The sequence below is a fragment of the Pedobacter nanyangensis genome, from assembly GCF_003313505.1.
Lineage (GTDB): Bacteria > Bacteroidota > Bacteroidia > Sphingobacteriales > Sphingobacteriaceae > Pedobacter > Pedobacter nanyangensis.
On sequence record NZ_QMHO01000009.1, the window covers coordinates 114,744 to 137,159 of the forward strand.

Here is a 22,416-nt window from a genome sequence, read left to right on the forward strand (position 1 = left end):
ACCTTTTAGTATGAACCATATTGCCCAAATATCCAGATGGGGCATTATCGTTGTTACACTTTTAATTCTTTTTACTTCGGCTTATGCGCAAAACCAGGGCACTGAAATTAAACTAACCGTTACAGGAACCAATATTACGCTTGCACAAGCTTTTCAGCAAATCAAAAAGCAAACCGGCCTTACCGTATTTTACAACAACCAACTGCTTAACGATAGCGAAAAAACAAGCATCGATTTAAAAAACACCAGCTTAAATGTGGTACTTAACACCCTTTTAAAAGGAAAAAGCATTGTTTACGAGATACGAAGAGATAAAGTTATTGTACTAAACAGCAAACCGGTTTCGGCCTCACCTAAACAAGATGAGATGTTGCTGGTTAAGGGAAAAGTGGTTGACGCTGAAACCAACCAGACTTTAGTGGGCGTGTCTGTAATGGTAAAAGGCGACAGGAGCAGATCAACCATTACAGATAAGGACGGAAATTTTTCCGTGAGAGTAGCCAAATCAGACCTGTTGAGCTTTAGCTATATTGGTTACTCTCCCGTGGATGTAGCAGCCGGCAACGTGAAGGAAGCCATTAAATTATCCTCAAAATCGGGCGATTTAAACGAAATCGTCATCATTGGCTATGGAGCCGTAAATCGGAAAGATTTAACAGGATCTGTAGCCCAGGTAAAGATAGAGGACATGCAAAAATCCCCCGTGGCTTCTTTTGACCAAGCTTTGGCCGGTCGGATTGCAGGTGTACAGGTTTCAACCAGTGAAGGCCAACCAGGGAGTGTAGCCAACATTGTGATACGTGGAGGAAATTCCCTAACCCAAAGCAATACTCCTCTTTACGTGATTGATGGTTTTCCTATGGAAGATGCCAATACGCTAGCCATCAACCCCCAGGACATCAAATCTATCAGTATTTTAAAAGATGCTTCGGCAACGGCAATTTACGGATCTAGAGGGGCCAATGGGGTAATTGTGATCGAAACCAAAGACGGAAAAGTTGGTAAAACAAGTATTGCTTACGATGCCAATGTAGGTACACAAACCGTCACCAAAAAAATGGAATTGATGAATGCCTATGAGTTTGTGAAATACCAGGCCGAATTTGACCCCATTTATGCCGAGCCCGCCTTTTTAAACAATGGCGCCACCGTAGAGAGTTACCGCAATACCCCCACTATAGACTGGCAAGATAAATTATTTAGGCAAGGCTTAACGCAAAACCACAATTTATCAGTAAACGGTGGCAATAACACCACCAAATTTTCCATTTCGGCCAACGTTTCCAATCATCAAGGAGCTATTATCAATTCAGGCTTTAACCGTTATCAGGGACGGGCTTTTTTAAACCACAATGTCAATAAAAACCTGAGTTTCAACATCCAGGCCAACTATGCCAAATATAAAAGCTATGGCGATTTGGCTTCGTCCAATACCTCTACCAGCCAACCTTATGCCAGTTATCTGTTATACCGTGTTTGGGGCTACCGACCGCTTAACCGCAACGGAAGCACTACTGATCTTGAAGAAGAGCTTATTGATATGGATGGCAACGACCAAAGATTTAACCCCATCATTGATTATAGCAACTCGCTGAACGAAAGGATCAACGAAAACTTTAACACCAGCGGAAATCTTTCCTATAAACTATCAAACAACTTTACCCTAAGGGTACGGGGAGGCTTAAATAGCCGAAGATTGCAGGAAGTGACCTTCTACAATTCTAAAACTTCTAGAGGCACTTCCCTGTTGGCTTCAAATACCAAAGGTGTTAATGGCGGCATGAGGTACACCGATTACATAAATTGGGTAAACGAAAATACCTTAACCTACAAACCTCGACTAAAAAACGGACATTCTTTTGACGCCATGGTTGGTTGGACCATACAGGGCGACAAATACGACCGCTTTGGATTAACCGGGGAAAACCTGCCCAACGAAACGCTGAACATTTATGGATTGGAAGAAGGAACACCCGGTGCAAACACTGCCACCATGCAAGAGAGCATGCTCATCTCCTACCTGGGCCGAATCAATTATTCCTTGAAAGACAAATACCTGTTTACCGCATCATTAAGGGCCGATGGATCGAGCAAATTTGCCCGCAACAACAGATGGAGCTATTTCCCCTCGGCAGCCTTTGCATGGAAAATCACCAATGAAAACTTCATGAAAAACCTGAGCTTTGTTGATGAGGCCAAATTAAGAACTTCGTACGGGCTAACGGGCAACAACAGAATAGATCCTTATGCTATTTTCTCGCAAATGACTTTGCCGTATAGTGCCTACTATTCTTTTGGCGACAAAGTAAGCCAAGGCATTACCCTAAGTACCTTTGGGAACAAAAGCCTAAAATGGGAAACCACAGAACAAATGGATATCGGTCTAGATCTGTCTTTGCTAAAACAGCGGATCAATATCACCGCCGATTGGTATAAAAAAACAACCAAAGATTTATTGCTAAGAGCAAACGTACCCTATTCCAGCGGCTATCCCAACATTTACAAAAATATCGGCAAAGTAGGCAATCAGGGTTTTGAATTTAGTCTCTCTACCGTTAATGTTAAAGGCAAAGCTTTCAAATGGGAATCTGATTTTAACATCAGTTTCAACAAAAATAAAGTTTTGGCCTTGGCCGATGATGAAACCAGGCTGCTAAGTACGGTAAGCTGGGGGAATTACGGCTCAACCAATCTTTACATTGCCGAAATTGGCAAGCCCGTAGGCCAATTTTACGGCTTGCTGTTTGATGGGCTATATCAGATTAGCGATTTTACTTGGCAAAACAACAGTGACCCAAGCATTGCCCATGCCAATAGAACTTATGCGCTTAAAGCAAACGTTCCCAAAAACGGTGCCTCAACCATTAAACCTGGCGATGTTAAATATGTAGATGTTAATGGCGACGGCACCATCAACATACAAGACAATGTAGTTATTGGCAGAGGCTTGCCCATTCACACGGGAGGCTTCAACAATAATTTCTCCTATAAAAATTTCAGTCTGAACGTACTATTCCAGTGGTCGTACGGAAATGATATCATGAATGCCAATAGGATTTATTTGGAAGGAAACGATGCCAGTAGGTCGGCCCTAAATCAGTTTGCCACTTATGCCAACAGATGGACCTACGAAAACCAGAACAGCAATATCCCAAGAGCTGGCGGACAAGGCCTTAGCAACTTCTACAGTACCCGTACGCTGGAAAACGGTTCCTATATCCGTCTTAAAACCGTGCAGCTGAGCTATAATTTTCCGGCCTCTATAACCAAAAAGCTGAAAATGGAAAACTTGGGGGTTTACATCTCAGGACAAAACCTATATACCTGGACCAAATATTCGGGTATGGACCCCGAAGTTTCTACCCGAAATAGCACCCTAACCCCAGGCCTGGACTACTCCTCCTATCCCCAAATGAGCATGTTTGTTTTTGGACTAAAAACCACTTTTTAATTGCCCATACCATGAAGAAAATTACACTAACCATTATAGCAATTGCTACGCTAGGGCTAAATGCCTGTAAACGCATTTTGGATATCACGCCTAAGGACGCTATTTCCCCAGAATCATACTACAGCAATGAAGCCGAGCTACAAACAGCGCTTTCAGGGGTTTATTCCACTTTTATTAAAGGCGGCACTTTTTTAAACAACTTGAGCCGTATGGGCCTCGACGCTGATGAGGCCTTCAACTGGAGGGAGCAAAACCAGGTTGCTGATTATTTCACTTCGCCAGGCGATACCAAAATACTGAGCTTTTGGCGAGAATACTACGCTGGCATAGAAAGGGCCAACAAGCTTTTGGCAAATGTTGACAAAAACACCGCAATACCACAAAACAAGCGAGATATCGTAAGAGGTGAAGCACTTTTTCTAAGGGCATATTTCTATTTCCAGCTTGTTTCCAACTTTGGCGGAGTTCCGTTGATCCTAAAATCTATTGAAACCTCCGATGCTAACGAACTACAGGTGCCACGAGCATCAAATAAACAAGTTTATGAGCAAATTATCGCCGATATGAAAACAGCTTCGGCATTGGTACAGGACATCAACATTGTTGGAAACGGCGGGCGTATCAATAAATCGGCGGTTTATGGTATGCTGGCCCGCGTATGTTTATACATGGCTGGCCTTCCCATTAACGATACGAGCAAATATGCGGAGGCCAAAGTTTGGGCACAAAAAGTGATGGAAAATCCCATCCATAAATTGAATCCCAGCTATCAGCAGGTTTTTGTAAACTACGCCAACGACAAATACGACATCGGCGAAAGCCTGTTCGAAATTGAATTTTACGGCAATGGTTCAGGACTGTACGCCAATTTGGGTGGTTTTGTAGGCTTTAACAATGGCATTAGATGTACAGATGTGAATGTTGGTTATGCCTATGATTATCTGCTTTGCACGGCCTATGCCTACAACAGCTTTGGCACGGGCGATTTAAGGAGAGATTGGGCCATTGCTCCCTTTCAATACGCCACTACAAACAATGTAACCACCAAAAGCAATTGGCCGGCACAAAACCTTTTCAACAGGAACCCAGGTAAATTTAGGCGGGAGTCAGAAACTTCTACCGCAAAAACATCGGCCCGAACCAATCAAAATTATCCGCTGCTGCGCTTTTCGGATGTATTGCTGATGTTTGCCGAAGCGGACAACGAAGTGAACCATGCACCAACCCCAGAAGCTTACGAGGCGATCAATAAAGTACGTAGGCGTGGCTACGGTTTCGACCAAAATACGCCCAATACCGCTTCTGATTTAAGTAACCTTAGCTATCAAACCTTTAAAGAACAACTACAGGCCGAAAGGACAAGAGAATTGGCTTTTGAAAACATGCGCAAACACGATTTAGTCAGATGGGGAATTTTTGTCCAAAAAATGAAATCGACCTTGGCCGATGCGAAAATAGCCCCCACTTTTACGGGTTTGCTAAGAGCCCAGTCGGCCTATGAAAATGCTTCGGCACGTGATGCGTTATGGCCAATACCGAGTTATGAAATTGGCGTAAACCCCAAATTAACCCAAAACCCAGGATATTAATACAGATAAAAGATGAAAAAATTATTGTTTTTACTTTTCATAGCCAGCCTAAATGTTGCCTGTAAAAAACTGGAGGACGTGTCTGAGCCAGCGTTTAGTGTCACCACTTCTAAAACCAGCTATAAAATTAACGAGAACGTTGATTTCACTTTTTCCGGGAATGCAGATATTGTTACTTTCTACTCCGGTGAAATTGGAAATGATTACGACCATGTTAACGGACGGATTATGCCATCCAATTTCCTGGCCAATTTCGAATCTCAAACCTTAGATGGCACCCAGCTTAACCAGGTAGGTGTTTATATCCTCAAAAACTATAAAAGCACTAATTCGCTAGCAGGCGTTTATGCCGCTGATACCATTGATATTTCGAGTAATTTTAGATTTGCCAAGCCTTCAGACAACAGGGTATTTGTAAACAGTGGCTTTGGCGATATTTCCAAGTATCTGGACCTCAGCAAGCCCAGCACCATAAATATTGCCATTAAACAAATCGTTCGTAATCAAAACGTTTACGGCACGGGCAACATCAACAGGGTTAAAGCCTTTAAATTGCTGGCTTCAAACGACGTACGAGAAACCACGCTTTTCCAGCACACAAGCGCTAGTCAATGGGAATTGTTTTCGACGCCCAATAAAATGCCGGGCAGAGCGTTAGTAGAGGCTACTCAATTGACCCTCAGAAACGGATTTGGTGCCGCTTATGTTACAGAGTACACCGAAGATTGGGCCGTAAGCCAAGCAATTAACATTAGCCCATCAACCGATATGGGGCCTGACCTTGCCGTTGGAGTTAAAAGCGTAGCTGATAAAATGCCAAGGCTTTATCAAAAAGCGTACGCCAAAGCAGGCAAATATATGGTCACTTTTAAAGCTATTAACCAATCTGTAAAAGGTAAAGCAACAATCATTAAACAAATCCCCATCAACATTGAAAACTAATCAAATTATACGCAAAGGCATATTTGCCGGTCTATCGTTTTTAGCCCTATTTACCCCAGCTACCTTTGCACAAAAAGTACCCGGAACAATTGTGGCCTTTAAAGAATCTTCCAGTAAATCGTACGTAGGATCACCAAGTTTATGTGTACTGCCCAATGGAAGTTATTTAGCCAGTCATGATTTTTTTGGCAAACAAACTACAGAAAACCAAAGCATAATTTACCGCTCAAATGATAAAGGAAAAACCTGGAAGCAAATTGCCCAACTTGAACAATTTTGGAGCGAGCTTTTTGTGCACAACAATGCGGTGTATTTTATTGGCCCAATTAAAGCCAACGGCGATTTTGTCATCAGGAAATCCACAGATGGAGGCTATACCTGGACCAATCCTACCAATGAACATAACGGACTAATCTTAAAAGGAAAGTACCACTGTGCCCCTACGCCTGTAGTTGCCCACCATGGCAGGCTATGGCGGGCTTTAGAAGATTCCAGTACTCCAAAAAAATGGCCTAGCCTATACCGGACAATGGTCATTTCCATCCCTGCCGATGCTAATTTGCTGGAGGCCAAAAACTGGACAGCCACCAACAGATTGGAGCATGACAGTACGGCACTTAACCAGCAGTTTTTAGGTTGGCTGGAAGGCAACGTGGTAATTGGACCAAACAACGAAATACTAAACATTTTAAGGGTACATACGCTAGATCAGCACCAGGAATATGCGGCCATTGCCAGGGTAAGTGACGATGGAAAAAGCATTTCGTTTAACCCAAAACAAGATTTTATTGACATGCCCGGTGGTAGCAAGAAATTCACCATTAAATACGATCAAAAATCAGGCAAGTATTGGAGCCTGGTGAACTACGTGCCCGCACAATATCAAGGTATTATGCAGCTTGACCGTATTCGAAACACCCTTGCTTTATGCTCGTCAAGCAACTTAAAGGATTGGACCGTAAACCACATTGTTTTGCGTAATGACGACTATAAGCACCACGGTTTTCAGTACATCAATTGGTTAATAGATGGCCACGACATCATTGCCCTATCCAGAACCGCATTTAATGATGGTTTAAGTGGTGCCGCTGATTATCACAATAGCAATTACATGACTTTCCATCGCATTAAAAAATTTAGAAAGCTCAAATAAGCCCCCTTTCGTTCATCCAAACCTTACGACAAAGCAAATGAAAAAAATCGTTATTGCAGCACTTTCCATATTTACGTTAGGCTATCCAATATCCTTACTTGCCAATTTAAAGCTCCCTTCGATATTTAATGATGGCATGGTACTACAGCGGGAAAGCTCAGCGGCTATTTGGGGCTTAGCTTCGGCCAATACAAAGGTTGAGATACTTACTTCCTGGAACAATAACACATACACCACCTATAGTGATAAGCAAGGGGCCTGGAAAATTAACGTGGCTACTCCAAAAGCTGGTGGCCCCTATCAATTGCTGATCAAAGATGACCAATCAAAAATAACGCTTGGCAACGTGCTTATCGGCGAAGTTTGGCTTGCGTCAGGCCAATCCAATATGGCTATGCCTATGAAAGGTTTATCAGCAAAAGAGCCCGTATTACATAGCGATAGTATCCTTGCCGCCGCTACCAACAACCAGATCAGGTTTTTTATTGCTCCCCAAACCTCGTGGGCACAACCTATGCAAGAATACAGGCAAACAAAATGGCAAACTGCCAATCCAACTACGGTCAAAAATTTCAGTGCCGTGGCCTATACATTTGCTAGTGAGCTACAGCAAAAACTAAAAATTCCGGTGGGAATTATCCAGGTAGCTTGGGGAGGGACATTCATCCAATCGTGGATGAGCGCAAAAAGCCTAGAAGCATTTCCAGAAGTGAAACTACTCCCAGAAAATGATGTAGCTTTTGAAGACAAAAATACGCCTGCCGGGCTATTTAATGGCATGATTAGTCCGTTGATCGGTTATGGAATCAAAGGTGCTATTTGGTATCAGGGCGAGCAAAATGTACGCGATCCCAAATTATATGCCAGGCTTTTTCCTTTAATGGTAAAGGACTGGCGCAGCCTATGGGGGCAAAACTTCGCTTTTTATTACGCACAAATTGCCCCGTGGGACTATAAAAGTGCCAATCAGAAGGCCGCTTGGCTACGTGAAGTACAATTGAATAGCTTAAAGGAAATTCCAAATGCGGGTATGGCGGTACTCACCGACATTGGAATGGAAAATACGATCCATCCGCCCGATAAACTAACGGTGGGCCAACGCCTGTCTTATTTGGCTCTTCAGCAAACCTATGGGCAAACCAAAGTAAAAGCTCAGGGACCTGAATTTCATCACCTAAAAATAAAAGGTAGCCGATTGTTCTTAACCTTTAAGTTTGCCGATGGGCTATATCTTACTGAACCAGAAAACAATACCTTTGAAGTTGCTGGCGTTGATCAGGTTTTTTATCCTGCAACAGTAAGTGTTAGCAAGGGCAAAATGGTACTTAGTTCACCAAAAGTACCCAAGCCCATAGCTGCACGCTATGCCTACAAAGGCTGGGTTAAAGGCAATTTATACAATAAATACGGGCTTCCAGCTTCGTCATTCCGTACGGATAATTGGGATAAATAAGTGGAGTTTTATACCATTGGGCAACAACTTTAAGTGGCATTTTTTAATGAAAAATGGCTGGTTTATTAGCCAGCCATTTTGTTGAAACAGGTTTTTAATCCGTTATTAAATAGGTTTATACCTTTTATATTTCTACCACATCGGCCATTAATTTATCTTCTATTTCTTTGATTGCTTTTACGGTCTTCATAAATGAATCTGGCGTAACGGAAATCGAATCTATCCCTTCTTCCACCAAAAACTGCGCAAAGTCTGGATAATCAGATGGTCCCTGTCCGCAGATACCTACCTTTACGCCCGCTTTCTTTGCCGACCTGATCAGGTTAGATATCATCAGTTTTACGGCATCGTTACGTTCGTTATAAAGACCTGCCACTAGGGACGAGTCTCTATCTAAGCCTAGCACCAATTGGGTTAAATCGTTTGAACCGATAGAAAAGCCATCAATGTGCTGGGCAAATTGATCGGCCAAAATTACGTTCGAAGGTACTTCGGCCATGAGATAAACTTCCAATCCATTATGGCCACGTTTTAGGCCAAATTGCTCCATCACCCCATAAACTTGCGAAAGTTCACCAACGGTTCGGCAAAAAGGAATCATGACTACTACATTGCTTAACCCCATGGTTTCGCGCACCTTTTTGATGGCCCTACATTCCATCCCGAAGGCTTCTTGGTAAGCTTCTGAATAGTATCTTGAGGCTCCTCTCCAACCAATCATCGGGTTTTCTTCGCCAGGTTCGAAATATTTACCTCCTGGCATATTATAATACTCATTGGTTTTAAAATCCGAGAAACGTACAATCACTTTGTTTGGGTAATAAGCCGCAGCAATTTTGGCAATACCATACGAAAGCTTTTCGATAAAATAGGTTTCTTCGTCCTTATAGCCAGAAATAAGCGTTTGCACGTAATTGCTCAACTCCTGATCATTCAGCATTTGGTGTTTCAACAATGCCATTGGATGAATTTTAATATAGTTGTTGATGATAAACTCCTCTCTGGCAAGGCCAACGCCTTTAGCTGGATAACTTGCATAGCGGAACGCAATGTCCGGCGATCCTATGTTCATCATCACAGGTACTGTAATTTCTGGCAGGTTGGAGAGCTCGTGTTCGCTTTTGGTGAAGGCAATTTGGCCTTTGTAAACCATCCCTGTTTCTCCCTCTGCACAAGAAACCGTAATTTCGTCGCCAGTAACCAAGGTTTCTGTTGCTCCATCGCAGCCCACCACTGCTGGCACGCCCAACTCTCTGGCTACAATGGCCGCATGACAGGTTCTGCCGCCTTTATTGGTAATGATTGCCGAGGCTTTTTTCATGATCGGCTCCCAGTCGGGATCTGTCATTTCAGCAACCATAATATCGCCAGGCAGAAAATCAATTTCATGGATATTTTGCTTTTCTACTCCTTTAAGGTTACGAACCCTGCCCGAAGCAATTTTATCCCCTACAGCAATTCCCTTAAGCAATACCTTGTCTGATCGGCTATCATCGCAAATCTCATATTCAGTAATGCTGTTGGAAGTTTTCAAAGAGTGAATGGTTTCTGGTCTGGCCTGCACGATATAAAGTTGGCCACTCAATCCATCTACCGCCCATTCCACATCCATGGGGCACCATTTACCTTTAAGCTTTGTATAATAATCTTCGATAATCATTACCCAATTGGCCAGCAATAGGATTTGTTCATCATTCAAACAGAATTTTCCAGCTTCTTTTTCAGGAGTAGCGATCACTTCAACGGTTTGGCCTTTTTGCACTCCATAGATCATCATCTGCTGTTTTTTGCCCAATTTTTTCTCTACGATAGACGCAAATCCCTTTTTTAACAGCGGTTTGTGTACAATAAATTCATCGGGATTAATGGTACCTTGCACAATCATCTCCCCTAAACCGTAGGAACCGTTGATGATCACGGCATCTTTAAATCCGCTTTCGGTATCAATAGAAAAAGCAACTCCAGAAACGCCAAGATCAGACCTGACCATTTGTTGTACACACACGGAAAGGCCGATATTGAAATGTCCAAAATCAAAGGCTTCCCTGTAGCTGATCGCCCTGTCGGTGAACAGGGAAGCAAAACAGTTTTTGATTGCTGACAGTAGATTTTGCTGTCCCCTGATATTTAAGTAGGTATCTTGTTGTCCGGCAAAAGAAGCATCTGGGAGGTCTTCTGCCGTAGCCGATGAACGTACCGCTACGCCCAAATTATCGATATTTTCCTTGCCAATTAGCTTTTCATAAGCCTCCAAGATTTCCCGCTCCATTTCCTGGGAGAACACGCCATTTTGGATCAATTCCCTGATTTGCCGGCCACAGCTGCCCAGCACTTGCAGATTTTCGATATCGGCGCCTTCTAAAATCTCCCTGATTTGCTGGGCTAACTGGTTATCACTGATGAACTGGTAATAGGAATAGCTGGTTAGAATAAAGCCGTTCGGTATTTTAACGCCTAGCGGTGTAAGTTGCTGCAGCATTTCTCCTAAGGAGGCATTTTTTCCCCCAACCTGATCAATATCTCCTATTGAGGCTTCGATCAGTTCCATTGTAAATCTATTTCTGTTCATCATTTTTAAAATTTAAAGCTAAGGTAGAGAGCTTTACAGCAATTAACTTGTTAAATATTAAGACAAACTAATATTATATTAATAACTTTATATAAATTTTAGCAAATTGTTATTCATATTGTACAAATAATGGACTACTTCGGGCAGCATATCAAAGTAAAAGGATCTACTTTCACCTTGGCAACGGCCGAAGTATATCATGCGTTGAACAGTTTCCATACCCATCAAGAGGTGGAACTGCTACATATATATTCGGGAGAAGGGACTTTTTCGATAGACGACCAATCTAAAAGGATTTCTTCAGGTACCATGATCTTAATTGGCTCCAATGTACCCCACATGCTCAAGTTTGAAATCAACCGCTACTATGACTATGCAATGAAGCATGGAAAAACTCCGATCCCTTTGCGGCTACACACTCTTCATTTCAATTTGAATAAATTGGGAAACGATTTTCTATCGCTACCGGAAAACGCGATGCTCATTAACCTGTTGACAGAAGCTAAAAAAGGAATAATAATTAGTGAGCAAACCAAGCCACAGGTAATCCAATATTTTAACCAATTAGAAACTTGCCCTAATTACAACCAGCTTCCTCTATTACTGCAATTGTTGAATGAGATTGCCGAAAGTGAAGCACCTACCCATTCACCAAAGCAACCTTCTGGAAAAAACCAAAAGCCTTTCAAGAAAATAGATGAAACTCGGCTCACCATGATTTACCTGTACACCATGGACAATTTTTATAAGGAAATTAAGCTCAAAGACATTGCTGCCATTGTGCACATGGTACCCAATGCCTTTTGCCATTATTTTAGGTCGCGTACCGGCAGGAGCTATTTCGATTTTTTAATAGAAGTTCGGATAGAACATGCCTGCAAGTTGCTTAGGGAGGGCAATGATAGCGTAACTTCCATCTGTACAGAATCGGGCTTTAGCAATCTGTCCAACTTTAACAGATATTTTAAGTTGCAAACGGGAAAGCCTCCCCTAGCCTACAGACAGGAGCAGCGCAAATAACTGATGCCAGGCCGCCACCTAAACCCACGAACTGTGCTAGCGTTCCACAAAAAATCCCGATCGTTAGGAACAACCGGGATTATGGGCAAGCCCTATGGGTGTGTTAAAAGATTTGAAATGGCTTAGCTCATCGCTTTGCGTTTTGCGGCCCTCCATGGAATAATGGCGCCTAACATCACGGCAACAGCAATAGAGATCACCATCGTATTTCCTTTGGCGGTAATAAAGGCCAAAATCAACAGCAATACCGACATAAACAACAGTGAAAAGCTGATCATTTTTAGCCCAAAAACATTCTGCTTTTTGATCTGTAGCGCCTCTTCTTCATCAACCACTAAAGCTTGTTGCTTTTTCTCTTCCTTAAATGCTAAATAGTCTTGGTAATCTTTGCTTACGCCCGCCTTTTTGCGCATCATGATTTCGTAAACCAACAGCATGAAGAAAGGCAACAATACGCCTAACAGCATTTCGCTGGCCCTCGACAGTTTATAATCGTTGGTTAATGGCAAGATGATTTTAAAGAGCAAATTGACCGAGAGGGAAATGAGGGTAATGTAAATGGTGGCCTTTCCAGATAGCTTTTTTGAAAATAAGGCCCATATTGGCGGCAACAGCAATGGGCCACCTGTAATGGCGCCTACACTTAAGGTAAACTCTACAATACCGCCAATGTAAGGTACAATCAGGGCAATCAAGATCATGAAGATCCCAAAAAACCATGAGGACGCTCGAGCAACGAACATCAGCTTTTTATCATCAGCATGTGGATTGATGGTGCTTTTATAAATATCGTTGGTAAACACTGCCGACACTACGTTGAGTGCCGTATTGGCCGAGGCAGAAGTGGAGAAATACATGCCCGTGAGCATTAAGCCCAACAGGCCCGTGGGGAGTACTTGTTTACACACCATAATATAGGCATTTTCGGCATCTAAACCTGAAAGCGAGGGGTTAATGACACGATAGGCCATAGGCGGCAGCATCCAAAGGATAGGACTTAGGATATATAAGCCCGCAAACAGATAGGCTACTTTTGAGGCGCTTTTGGGCGAATCAACACTGGTGTAACGCTGTACAAAAGTCCAGTTACCGCCAATATAAAAAATGTGATAAACGGCAAAGGCGAAGATAAATCCCCAGGTATATTCTCCGTGTACGAGGTTAAAGAAGTCGTCGGGAGCTTTATCTAAAAAACCTTGAATGCCATCTACTTCATTAGAAACCAAAGGGAGAATGATGAGCACCGCAGCAGTAAGTACCACAAATTGCAGGATATCGGTCACCATTACGGCCCATAAGCCTCCAATAGCGGTATAGGAAATCATTAAAATACCCAGCACTACCGTTACTGGCGTTAAAGGATAGCCCAACGACGCAGAAACCAATTTAGCAACAGAATACAAAACAGAGCCCTTGATAAATACGGAAACGAGGGTAAAAATATAAATGTAGCTTTTTTGCACACTGCTGCCCAAGCGCATTTTAATGAACTCGGCCGCGGTAAGGTTGCCCGTGGCTTTCCACTTGGGCGCTAAATAAAAGCCTGTAATTAAGGCGCCAATGCACATGGTCCATTGAATGGTGATGGCAACCCACCCGTGCTGATAGGCGATAGCGCCCCAAACCACAAAGGTACCCGCAGAGAAAAAGCTCATGAACAGCGATAAACCTCCAATAAACCAAGGAACAGATTCGCCCCCGGCAAAGAAAGATTTTAAATTTCTACCTGTTTTCGAAAAGCTGATGCCCACCAGCATAATGAAAACCGAAAAAACGACAACTACGACGGTATCTATCATGTTTAGTTTTGATTTAGGGCGTAACACCTTAACGAAAATAGCGAAGCTGGCACATTAACCGAGGGGTGTTCCAATATAATTCTTAATTTCTTTGTGCTTATTGGCAATTCGAATACTACTTCATCCTTGGTTTGGTAGTTATCGCGTTTGCGATAAACCACTTTCCCCTGTTCGTCTTCAATATGGTAATTTCTTACGCAAAATGGCATTACAGTTTCGGGATGGGTCATTAGCACCGATTCCATGGGATGATCTGCATCGGTATCAAAAACCAAGTCTATTTTCCCGATGGTTTGCGCTTCTTTCCAATTGACTTCAATCACAGGGGCAGCATCTGTAAGCTCGGCTACCCAAGCATTGGGTTGTACCGTTGGTCTATCTAGCCCATTTTTAAGATGATCTGCCGAGAACACATGGATAGGCTGTTTAAACTGCAAAGCGATATTATGGCCTTCTGGTCGTCGTTGTGGACACCAAAACTCAAAAGTATCTACGCCCGAGCCTTCGGGAGCCACTTGTTTACCGTTATTGGAAACGGCTTTGTTTACCCCATTGAACACAGAAAGCAAACCTGTAAGTCGCTGTTGAGCATAAGCCAATTGTACTTTTTCATTGATCAAGAAACACACAAACACGTATTGCTCTTTATCAATAGTGACATTGAAATCGATATCTATTTCCTGTTCGCCAGCTTGTAGTTCAATGGTTTTTGCCGCTAGCGTAGTATCAGGCGTAAAGCCACCGTCTCTGGCGCTAATTCTCAATTCTACATCTAAGGTAGTAGGCTCGTCTGCTTTAAGTAATGCGTTAATAGCCGGGATTTGACCAGGTTTTAAAGGCAACATTTGTGCCGCAGCAATGGAGAGTGGTTTAAAGATCGCATCGGTTCTATCAAAGCCTTTAAATTGCAGGTTTGAGCTGGTGTTTACATTTGCTGTGGATAGCAGGTCTTCGCGGTCTGCCCAAGCTACATTTGGAATGTACTGGCCGCTTCTGAACAGCAACTGTTGCAAGGCTGGCATGTGGCCTTCTTGATATAGTTGTGCAGGTAGTTTATTATTTTTCACACACCACGCCGCCGCCATTGCAGCTGCCTGCGCTACGTAGGCGCAAGTACCCATCACACGGGTTCCACCAAAGGCCACATGGCTCACGCTGATGATACGTCCTGCTAAGAATAAGTTTTTAACGTTTTTACTGTAAAGGCTTCGGTAAGGGATTTGGAAAATGCCTTTGCTATGCCACTGGTTACAAGGCGAACGGTCGCTAAATACGCCATCGGCTGGATGCAGGTCAATAGACCAACCGCCATAAGCAACGGCATCGTCGTGTAATTTCTGTTCAATCAAATCGGCTTGCGAAAGGATATAATCGCCCTCAAATCTTCTGCTTTCTCTTTTACCTGGCACGGTACCCACCCATTCCAGCGTATAGTTTTCTGCCTCGGGAAAATTGCCAGAGTTTTTGATGTAATCCCACACACCGTAAATGACTTTCCATAGCTCCCATTTGATTTGCTCGGTGTCGTGTACGGTATCCATCCTGCCGCCATGTTCAACCCACCAAAGCTTGCAACCATGTTCTTTGGCGTTAAAGCTTTTATAGCGTGGAATTTCTTTTTGCACATCCAGAGCAAAGGCTGGTGCAGTAAATTTCACTGGTTTTCCTACATCCTTGGTATAAAAGTAAAGCGAGTGGCCCAGCAATTCGCCATAACTTGCATCGGGTGCCATAGGCTCATTGAACTCATCGGGTGTTTCGGCACCCATTCTAAATGCTGCACCCGAAAGAAAGCCGACGACCCCATCGCCTGAAGCATCACAAAACAATGGCGCATGGATGATGTAAGTGGTGGAGTTTTGGCTACAAAGGGCTTTTACACTTTCAATGGTATCTGAATTACTTTTATGCACTTCATATACCGCAGTGTTCAACAGCAGTGTAATATTGGGTTCCTGCTTTACCTTATCCAACAAAATCATGTCCAAAATCACAGGATTCCCCTCTGGATTTCTATAAGTATTTTCTACCAACAGCTCATCAATTACACCACCTTCCCTACTCCATCGGTTGTTGTTGCCCATGTGTGAGGTAGCGCCTAAAATCCATAACCTTACCTCGCTTGAGGCATTACCGCCCAATACAGGCCTGTCTTGCACCAACACTACTTTGATGCCTTGTCTTGCCGCAGTAATTGCCGCACACACGCCCGACATCCCGCCGCCAATAATTGCTAAATCTGTTTGATAATTCTCAATTTTTAAATGCCTACTTTCTACAGCTTCTTTACGTATCATTTATTTCTTCTTTATTTTCCTAATTCTGTTTTTGGGGATTTCACCAACTTTCCGTTCAAGCCTGTCAGTTCCAAATAAAAGCTCACAGGTTTTCCTTTTTCTACCGGGATGGTAAATTCAAATGGGTATTCGTTTTTATCAATGCGTTTTTCTTCTTTTCCGTTGATGGAATAATAGATGCTGGCCTTTTTCCATTTGGTGTCATCTTCCTGCAGGAAGACGAACAACTTATCGGCATAGGCACCCAGTTTAAACAACAAAGCTTTGGTATCTCCCTGTGGGATATGGGCATAATCTGTCCTCGCATCTTTGCTCCATTGAAGAAGCTGATCTTGAAAACCATTGGGGATGTTAATGCCAGAAATAGCGACGGCCGTGATGCCGCCTGCGGGAACACTCACTTGGAATACGCCTGTTTTTAACGGGGTAGATTTTCCTACAGGATTGAGGTTGCTGATGCTGGCTTTGTTTGAGAAGGCCACACGAGCAGGATCTATCGTGACCTTGGTGTTTACTGCTTTAGCAGATTGGTTCATGAAAGCCAAGAGCAAAGTATCGCCTTTTCTGGCACTAACATAGTTTAGGGCTACGTCGTCAATTTGCAGTAAGCGCGATGGCATCCACAGTTGAGCATTTTTAACTTGAAAGAATGCTCCTTTTTTAGCGCCATAAAACTTGTTCTGCAAATAGGCATATCCTTCAATGTATTCATTTGGAAAGTTGATTTTCCCAGCACTTCTCACGTAGGCATCTGACACCAGATAGTCGATAAACATCGAGGCCATCGGTAAAATATGATTATAATGGAACGAATTGACACTTTGCGCCTTGTGTTCGTGCAAGGGGAAATCTGCTTTTTCGTAGGCCGTAGTTCTTTCGGTGTTCATGTGGTAGCCCGGAAAACTTTCAGAGCGACCAACAATGGAGGCTTTGGCCACATTCATTAAAAAAGGGTCGTTGGTATGATAGCCTATCCTGAGCAACCAAGGCGCATAGGTAGACATAAAGATGCCACGATGACCTGTGGAAGTTCCAGACGATTCAGGGGTAAGTCCCACTTCAGAAAGTCGCCATGCCGGTACCGTTTCTTCTGGATAGTACATTTGTTGGTGACCTTTTGATTTTAGGTACCAATACATAGGGGCTTTACCGCCTTTGTTTACCGTTACTTGGGTATTGGGCACTTGCGGAGCCATCCAAGTAAACAAGGTATAATGCCTGGCGCCATCTTGCGCAGCCTGCAAATATCGTGTATAACCTGTAAGTTCATACAATTCTAATAGCGCCGACCAATGATTGGTAAATGTTGGCCAGAAAAAGTTGGAACTGAACAATGGATCTCCAAATTGGGTAATTTTCTTGGCTACCCTTTCTTTCAAATATTGATCAGCCAGTGAAATGCTCAACTTCAAATAAGCGGAATCTGAAGTGAGTTTAAACATATACATGGCATTTACCCAGTTTCGGCCTTTTTGTTCTTCATCTAGGTTTCTAACTCGTGCAGTACCGAATTCTTTCTTCGCCATTTCAGCATAAAAGGAATTATTTCGGCCAAACACATTATACAGCACTTGTAATTCAGATAACGGGGCAATGGGACCTCTTAATTTTCTTGAGGGAGATTGGATTTTCTGGTTGCTGTCAATGGCAAAGAGGAACTTCTCCCGAGACAGCATAAATTCCATTAAAGGATAAGCTCTTTGCTCGAACATCTCCTTGTCGTCCCTCACGATGGACAATTCCAAAGGGTTTAAACTCGATACATTTTTTACGGCTCCTGGTACATCTGTAGAATAGGCAAATCCTTTTAAGCTGTCGATGAACCAAGCATATTTCGTTTTCGAATAATCAATGAGGTTATCCAAAGTGGTATTCATGGAAACGGTGGCATTGGTTCGGTAATCCTTAAAGCCAAATACTGTTGTGGCCATTTTTTCGAAGGTTTTGGTAATGCTTTCAGGCTCAACCACCACATGTATAGCAAACTCAAAAGGGTTGCCTGCTTTCATTTTGGAATTGATACCGCCAGGCATAGGCGCAAAAACTTGTGGCTGCAATTGTAGTTTTTGGTTAAGCAGGGCAACGCCAAACTGACTGTTGGTAAAAAGTGGCAAGGGCTGAAAAGGCAAATACCTGGCGTCTGCCAAAACACCAATGGAATTTGTGCCGTCATTAACCAACGTGGTAGGCAAGGTGGCCATAAAGGCTGGCGTAAGGTAAGGTTGTGGTGGCGTGCGCTTTTCTGTCCAAATGAGTGGTTGCCATAATTCCTGTACCTCTTCATTTTTAAAAGCTGGAGCGCCCACATAACCCACACTGTAAAAACCATCCTTTTTAGGAACAAACAAAAAGCGAATGCTGGGATAAGGTGAGCCGCTTTTTTGAACCAGCCATGCTTTTAAGGTAAACATGGGATGCTCTGGAAAAGTATAAGCAATGGAGTCGCCTACTTTTTGAGCTTTAACAGCACTAATAAAATACGGGGTTCCAGCATGATAAATATTGGCGGTCCTGTTTTGCTTTGCACTCCTTAAAATCTTGTCATCAAAACCATCACCAGCCATGCTGGCACTTACTGCTTGTTGGTTATAATCGGCCAAGTTACTAGCTGTCGTTTTCCAAGTGGGAATATTGTAAGGAACTTTTTTTAATCCAGAGGGCTTTAGCGCAATTTCAGGATCTTTCTCATTAAAAAGCACGACAAAATCTGGCTTAAAAGCATAGTTTTTACCTTTGGCAACTACCTCAAATGTGGTGCCTTTGGTGGTTTGTGCATTTACGGTGTGCTGCAAACCAAGGATAATTAAAAAACAGCAAATGCTTGTGTATCGGCTATAGATGATGTTCAACGTCATTTTCATATTATTTTTCTAAGGATTTTAATTGGATGACGAAACCTCCGTTTGGCGGAAGGGTAATTTGTTGCTGATGAAGTTGAGAGGACGCTTTAACGGTTGAAAGAAAACCATTCCCTTGATCTTCAATAAGCGTAGCTTTATAAGCTGACAGCTTTTTAATAAAAGACAGGTCCAGCATTACTTTCTTTTCGGTGTTTAAGCCATTGATGGCAGCCACATACCAATCCTTACCGTGCTGTTTAGCCACTATTGCGCAAACGCCTATTTCACTGCCATTAAGTACCAGCGTGTTATTCCAGGTAGTAGGCAAATCTTTAATCAAAGGAAGAATAGGTTGATAGATAGGATCGTTCAACAAGGTGATTGGGTTTTCGGCAATACATTGAAATGGCGAATCAAACAAATAGAGCAAAGCCAATTGATGGCTCAATGTAGTAGCGGCTCGGTTAGAAAAAAACGCTGGCGTGTAATCCGCGGGGCCAGTCATGAAGCGGGTAAAAGGCAGTGCCGCATTGTGCCAGGCAGGGATGGGTTCGTTCATGATGTTGAGCTCCATGCCACGGATGCCTTCCCTGGTCATTTCGTTAGGATAAGTACGGTATTCGCCTGTGGAAGTGTGACAGCCGTGAAAATTGACCATCAACTTTTTTTGCGCTGCAATTTTCAGGAAGTTGATTTCGAAATCTATCAGATCCTTCGCTTCGCTGTTCATGAAATCAATTTTAATTCCCGCCACGCCTAAACGACTTAGGGTATCTAAAAAAGCCGTACAATAACGGGTATCTCTCAAATATTTGGAGTCTTTCCATACCCATATTTTAACTTTCTTCGCCTTGCCATAGGCGATTAGGTCTTTGAGGGTTTCCCATTTATTTTTCCATTTTTCTTCCCAACCATCATCAATTAAGGTATAGTTAAAGTTGAGCTGTGCCGCAGCATCTATGATTTTCCTTTCTGTGGCGGGTGCCAGATAATCGTTACCTCTAGTGATCCAACTCCAGGCGCTTTTACCAGGTACGATGTAATTGGTATTTGCAAAAAGCGACTGATCTGGTTTTTCATTGAGCGCCGCCACGACGTTTTGGTTGGCTAATTCATTCAAATTGGCCGCCAAGCCTATCACACGCCAAGGGGTAAATGCGTTTTCATTTGCGGGTACCACAAAGCCCTGATTTCCTTCAGTAAAATCTACCGAAAGGCTATTCTTGTTGGCTTTTAACCGCATGCCACTGTAGTTTTTCAATGCGGCTTCGGTAATAAAAAGGTAGCTTTGATCTGCCAATTGCGCCACAATGGGTTTCCCTTGAATTGGTCCTGTTTTAGAAATCTGATCGAGACTATCTATTCGGGTTTGGAGCCACAATCCAGCGTAAGATTTAAGTTTCCAGTGGTTATTGCGCTCAAAAAACCAAACCCTTGTGCTTCCGTCCAATACAAAACTGGTTTGCTCACTTGTAACGTGCACTGTGGTGTTGGGTAATTGGTAGCGTATGGCACAAGCATGATCGAACAAGGCAATTTCTATCTTATTTTTGCCGATACCAATTTGATACTTTTTGTAGGTAACCTGTCGAGGTTGTGCATTGTAACGCAGCAGTGTAAGGGATTCTTTAACCGTTTTACTGCTCAAAAGCACAGGTTCTGCGCTTACATCCAACAAAGGCTTTCCTGCAATGCTTAACCCTAATGATGAAGGTTTTATCAACAGCTCCCCATTTAAAGACATCGTATAAAAAAATCCTTTGTCTTTTTCTTTAAATACGCTCACACTTACTTTGCCCGAGGGACTTTTGATCAACAAGGGCTGCGCCGCACTTTGAGCCCTAGCAAAGCCTAGCAAGCAAAGCAACATGGTGAGTAACGATCGACGAAGGTTGGTTGGATGGAGACCGTTCATTTTAACCATTCTCCTCTCAATAAAATTCGACCTAAATAAATCACTGTTTGATCGTATTTGGCAGGGTTCTGTTGAATATCGGCTCTTTTATCTGCTGGTAAAATCTCCGTTTTATTGGCTTTTTGTGCAGATACTTTTACGGTAACTACATGAATACCATCAGGTACTTTGAGTACATCAAATTGTCCACGGTAGCGATTATTGCAGTAGGCATTAAACCTATTCAAGGCATCAGGCGTGGTAGATTCAGTGGTTTGATAATAGCTAAAACTGCCTTGCTTTTCACGGTTTAATTTTACGGGCTTACCATCAATCAGCCATTCCAACTGCCCCACTTCTGGACCGCCAATGTCAAAGAGCCCGATCATATCGCCCTTAAAGCGAAAACTGAAACTGGCCTCTGGACGGTTTGCGCTAAGCACTTCGGAAAACCAAGGGCTAAACTTTTTAAGGTTAGGTTGCTCGGCGGTGTTCAATAGCTGCCAACCGCTTTTGGCCAGGTCCATTTTTGCGGGATCTACCATGGTGGCATTGTCCCAAGCCGAAGTGATTAAGGGTTTGGGCAATGGACTGTTTTGCGGTTCTTTTACCATTTCCATTTTTGCGAGCGCTCTGGCAATGGCCGCAGCGTACAAATTCCCACCCGCAGTAGTGGGGTGTATCCCATCCTCGGAAAATAATAGCTGATCTGGACCAACGGATTGGGCATTGCCCTTCCACACTAATTTTCCTGAAGCTTCTAAACTCGCAGCTTCCATGCCCAACTGTATAGACGGCAAGTTGTAATGTGCCGCTACTTTTTCTAATCCTATGATGTTTTGGGGGATTTCATTTTTTTGATAGCTAGCGGTTTGACCGTTTAAAATGGTGTAGATTAAACAGATTTCTACTTGGGGATTAGATGTAATGGCCTGTCTGATCATGCCCTCCATCCCATCGGCATAAGCGCCGTTCACTGCAAATTCAATGAAAATAAGGTCTGGACGATAGTCGAGCACTTGCTCTTTTATTCTAAAAGCACCCAATTCGGTTCCCGTACCTGATACACCTGCATTCACCCATTTAAACTTGGCGTTTGGATAAGCATGTTCCAAGTAGTTGGCAGTTTGTAAGCGATAGCCAAAATTTGCTTGGGTAATACTGCCGCCAATAAAGGCAACTTTAAGTTCTTGCCCGGCCTTGGCTTTGGCAATGAAGCGAGGTAGTCCGCCACGAACCTGGCACTCTTGTACGTGATGGAAACTGCCTGGCCCAACCAAAGGAATGTTTACTTCAGCTGTTTCAAAATAGATAGACGAGGCTCCTGATTGTGAAGCCGCAATTTTGTCCCTATCTACGTTTTCCTGGGCAGATAAGAGGTTGGCAATCATCAGTAATCCGAGTGACAT

The 22,416-nt window shown here is 43.1% G+C and carries 12 protein-coding genes; 6 read left to right on the top strand and 6 right to left on the bottom strand.

Annotated features, from left to right (window positions below; all coding sequences use genetic code 11):
• Positions 1 to 10: 10 nt before the first annotated feature.
• From DUT71_RS14805 to DUT71_RS14825, 5 genes are read left to right on the top strand one after another with little or no spacing between them, the layout of a single operon-like run.
• On the top strand, positions 11 to 3,451 hold the full coding sequence (locus tag DUT71_RS14805) for a TonB-dependent receptor (protein WP_240186947.1): 3,441 nt from the start codon (positions 11 to 13) through the stop codon (positions 3,449 to 3,451).
• 11 nt (positions 3,452 to 3,462) lie between these two features.
• Entirely contained in the window at positions 3,463 to 5,040 is a 1,578-nt protein-coding gene (locus DUT71_RS14810; protein ID WP_113663323.1) for a RagB/SusD family nutrient uptake outer membrane protein, read from the top strand.
• Positions 5,041 to 5,052: 12 nt separating this feature from the next.
• Entirely contained in the window at positions 5,053 to 5,982 is a 930-nt protein-coding gene (locus DUT71_RS14815; protein ID WP_113663324.1) for a DUF5017 domain-containing protein, read from the top strand.
• Complete coding sequence (locus tag DUT71_RS14820) at positions 5,972 to 7,135, top strand: sialidase family protein (RefSeq protein ID WP_205313956.1); 1,164 nt, start codon at positions 5,972 to 5,974, stop codon at positions 7,133 to 7,135. Before DUT71_RS14815 ends, DUT71_RS14820 begins: the two co-directional genes overlap by 11 nt.
• Positions 7,136 to 7,172: 37 nt before the next feature.
• Positions 7,173 to 8,588 (top strand): sialate O-acetylesterase, encoded by a 1,416-nt coding sequence (locus DUT71_RS14825; protein ID WP_113663325.1) that lies wholly within the window; start codon positions 7,173 to 7,175, stop codon positions 8,586 to 8,588.
• 124 nt (positions 8,589 to 8,712) lie between these two features.
• On the opposite strand, the gene ppsA is transcribed toward DUT71_RS14825, so the two are convergent.
• A complete protein-coding gene (ppsA, locus tag DUT71_RS14830; protein WP_240186948.1) occupies positions 8,713 to 11,160 on the bottom strand; it encodes a phosphoenolpyruvate synthase in 2,448 nt (815 codons plus the stop codon).
• Positions 11,161 to 11,286: 126 nt separating this feature from the next.
• Here ppsA and DUT71_RS14835 point away from each other — a divergent pair, with 126 nt between their 5' ends.
• The gene (locus tag DUT71_RS14835) at positions 11,287 to 12,177 is read left to right on the top strand and encodes an AraC family transcriptional regulator (RefSeq protein WP_113663327.1); all 891 of its coding nucleotides are present in this window, start codon (positions 11,287 to 11,289) and stop codon (positions 12,175 to 12,177) included.
• Between the two features lie 122 nt (positions 12,178 to 12,299).
• Here the strand turns inward: DUT71_RS14835 and DUT71_RS14840 are convergent, their stop codons facing one another.
• Genes DUT71_RS14840 through DUT71_RS14860 form a run of 5 tightly spaced genes read right to left on the bottom strand, consistent with a single transcriptional unit; the run spans position 12,300 to position 22,416 of the window.
• A complete protein-coding gene (locus DUT71_RS14840) occupies positions 12,300 to 13,976 on the bottom strand; it encodes a sodium:solute symporter family protein (protein ID WP_113663328.1) in 1,677 nt (558 codons plus the stop codon).
• 2 nt (positions 13,977 to 13,978) lie between these two features.
• The gene (locus tag DUT71_RS14845; protein WP_113663329.1) at positions 13,979 to 16,273 is read right to left on the bottom strand and encodes an FAD-dependent oxidoreductase; all 2,295 of its coding nucleotides are present in this window, start codon (positions 16,271 to 16,273) and stop codon (positions 13,979 to 13,981) included.
• Positions 16,274 to 16,284: 11 nt separating this feature from the next.
• Complete coding sequence (locus DUT71_RS14850; RefSeq protein WP_240186949.1) at positions 16,285 to 19,134, bottom strand: hypothetical protein; 2,850 nt, start codon at positions 19,132 to 19,134, stop codon at positions 16,285 to 16,287.
• Between the two features lies 1 nt (position 19,135).
• Complete coding sequence (locus DUT71_RS14855) at positions 19,136 to 21,037, bottom strand: glycoside hydrolase family 97 protein (protein ID WP_240186950.1); 1,902 nt, start codon at positions 21,035 to 21,037, stop codon at positions 19,136 to 19,138.
• Positions 21,025 to 22,416 (bottom strand): SGNH/GDSL hydrolase family protein, encoded by a 1,392-nt coding sequence (locus DUT71_RS14860; RefSeq protein WP_240186951.1) that lies wholly within the window; start codon positions 22,414 to 22,416, stop codon positions 21,025 to 21,027. Before DUT71_RS14860 ends, DUT71_RS14855 begins: the two co-directional genes overlap by 13 nt.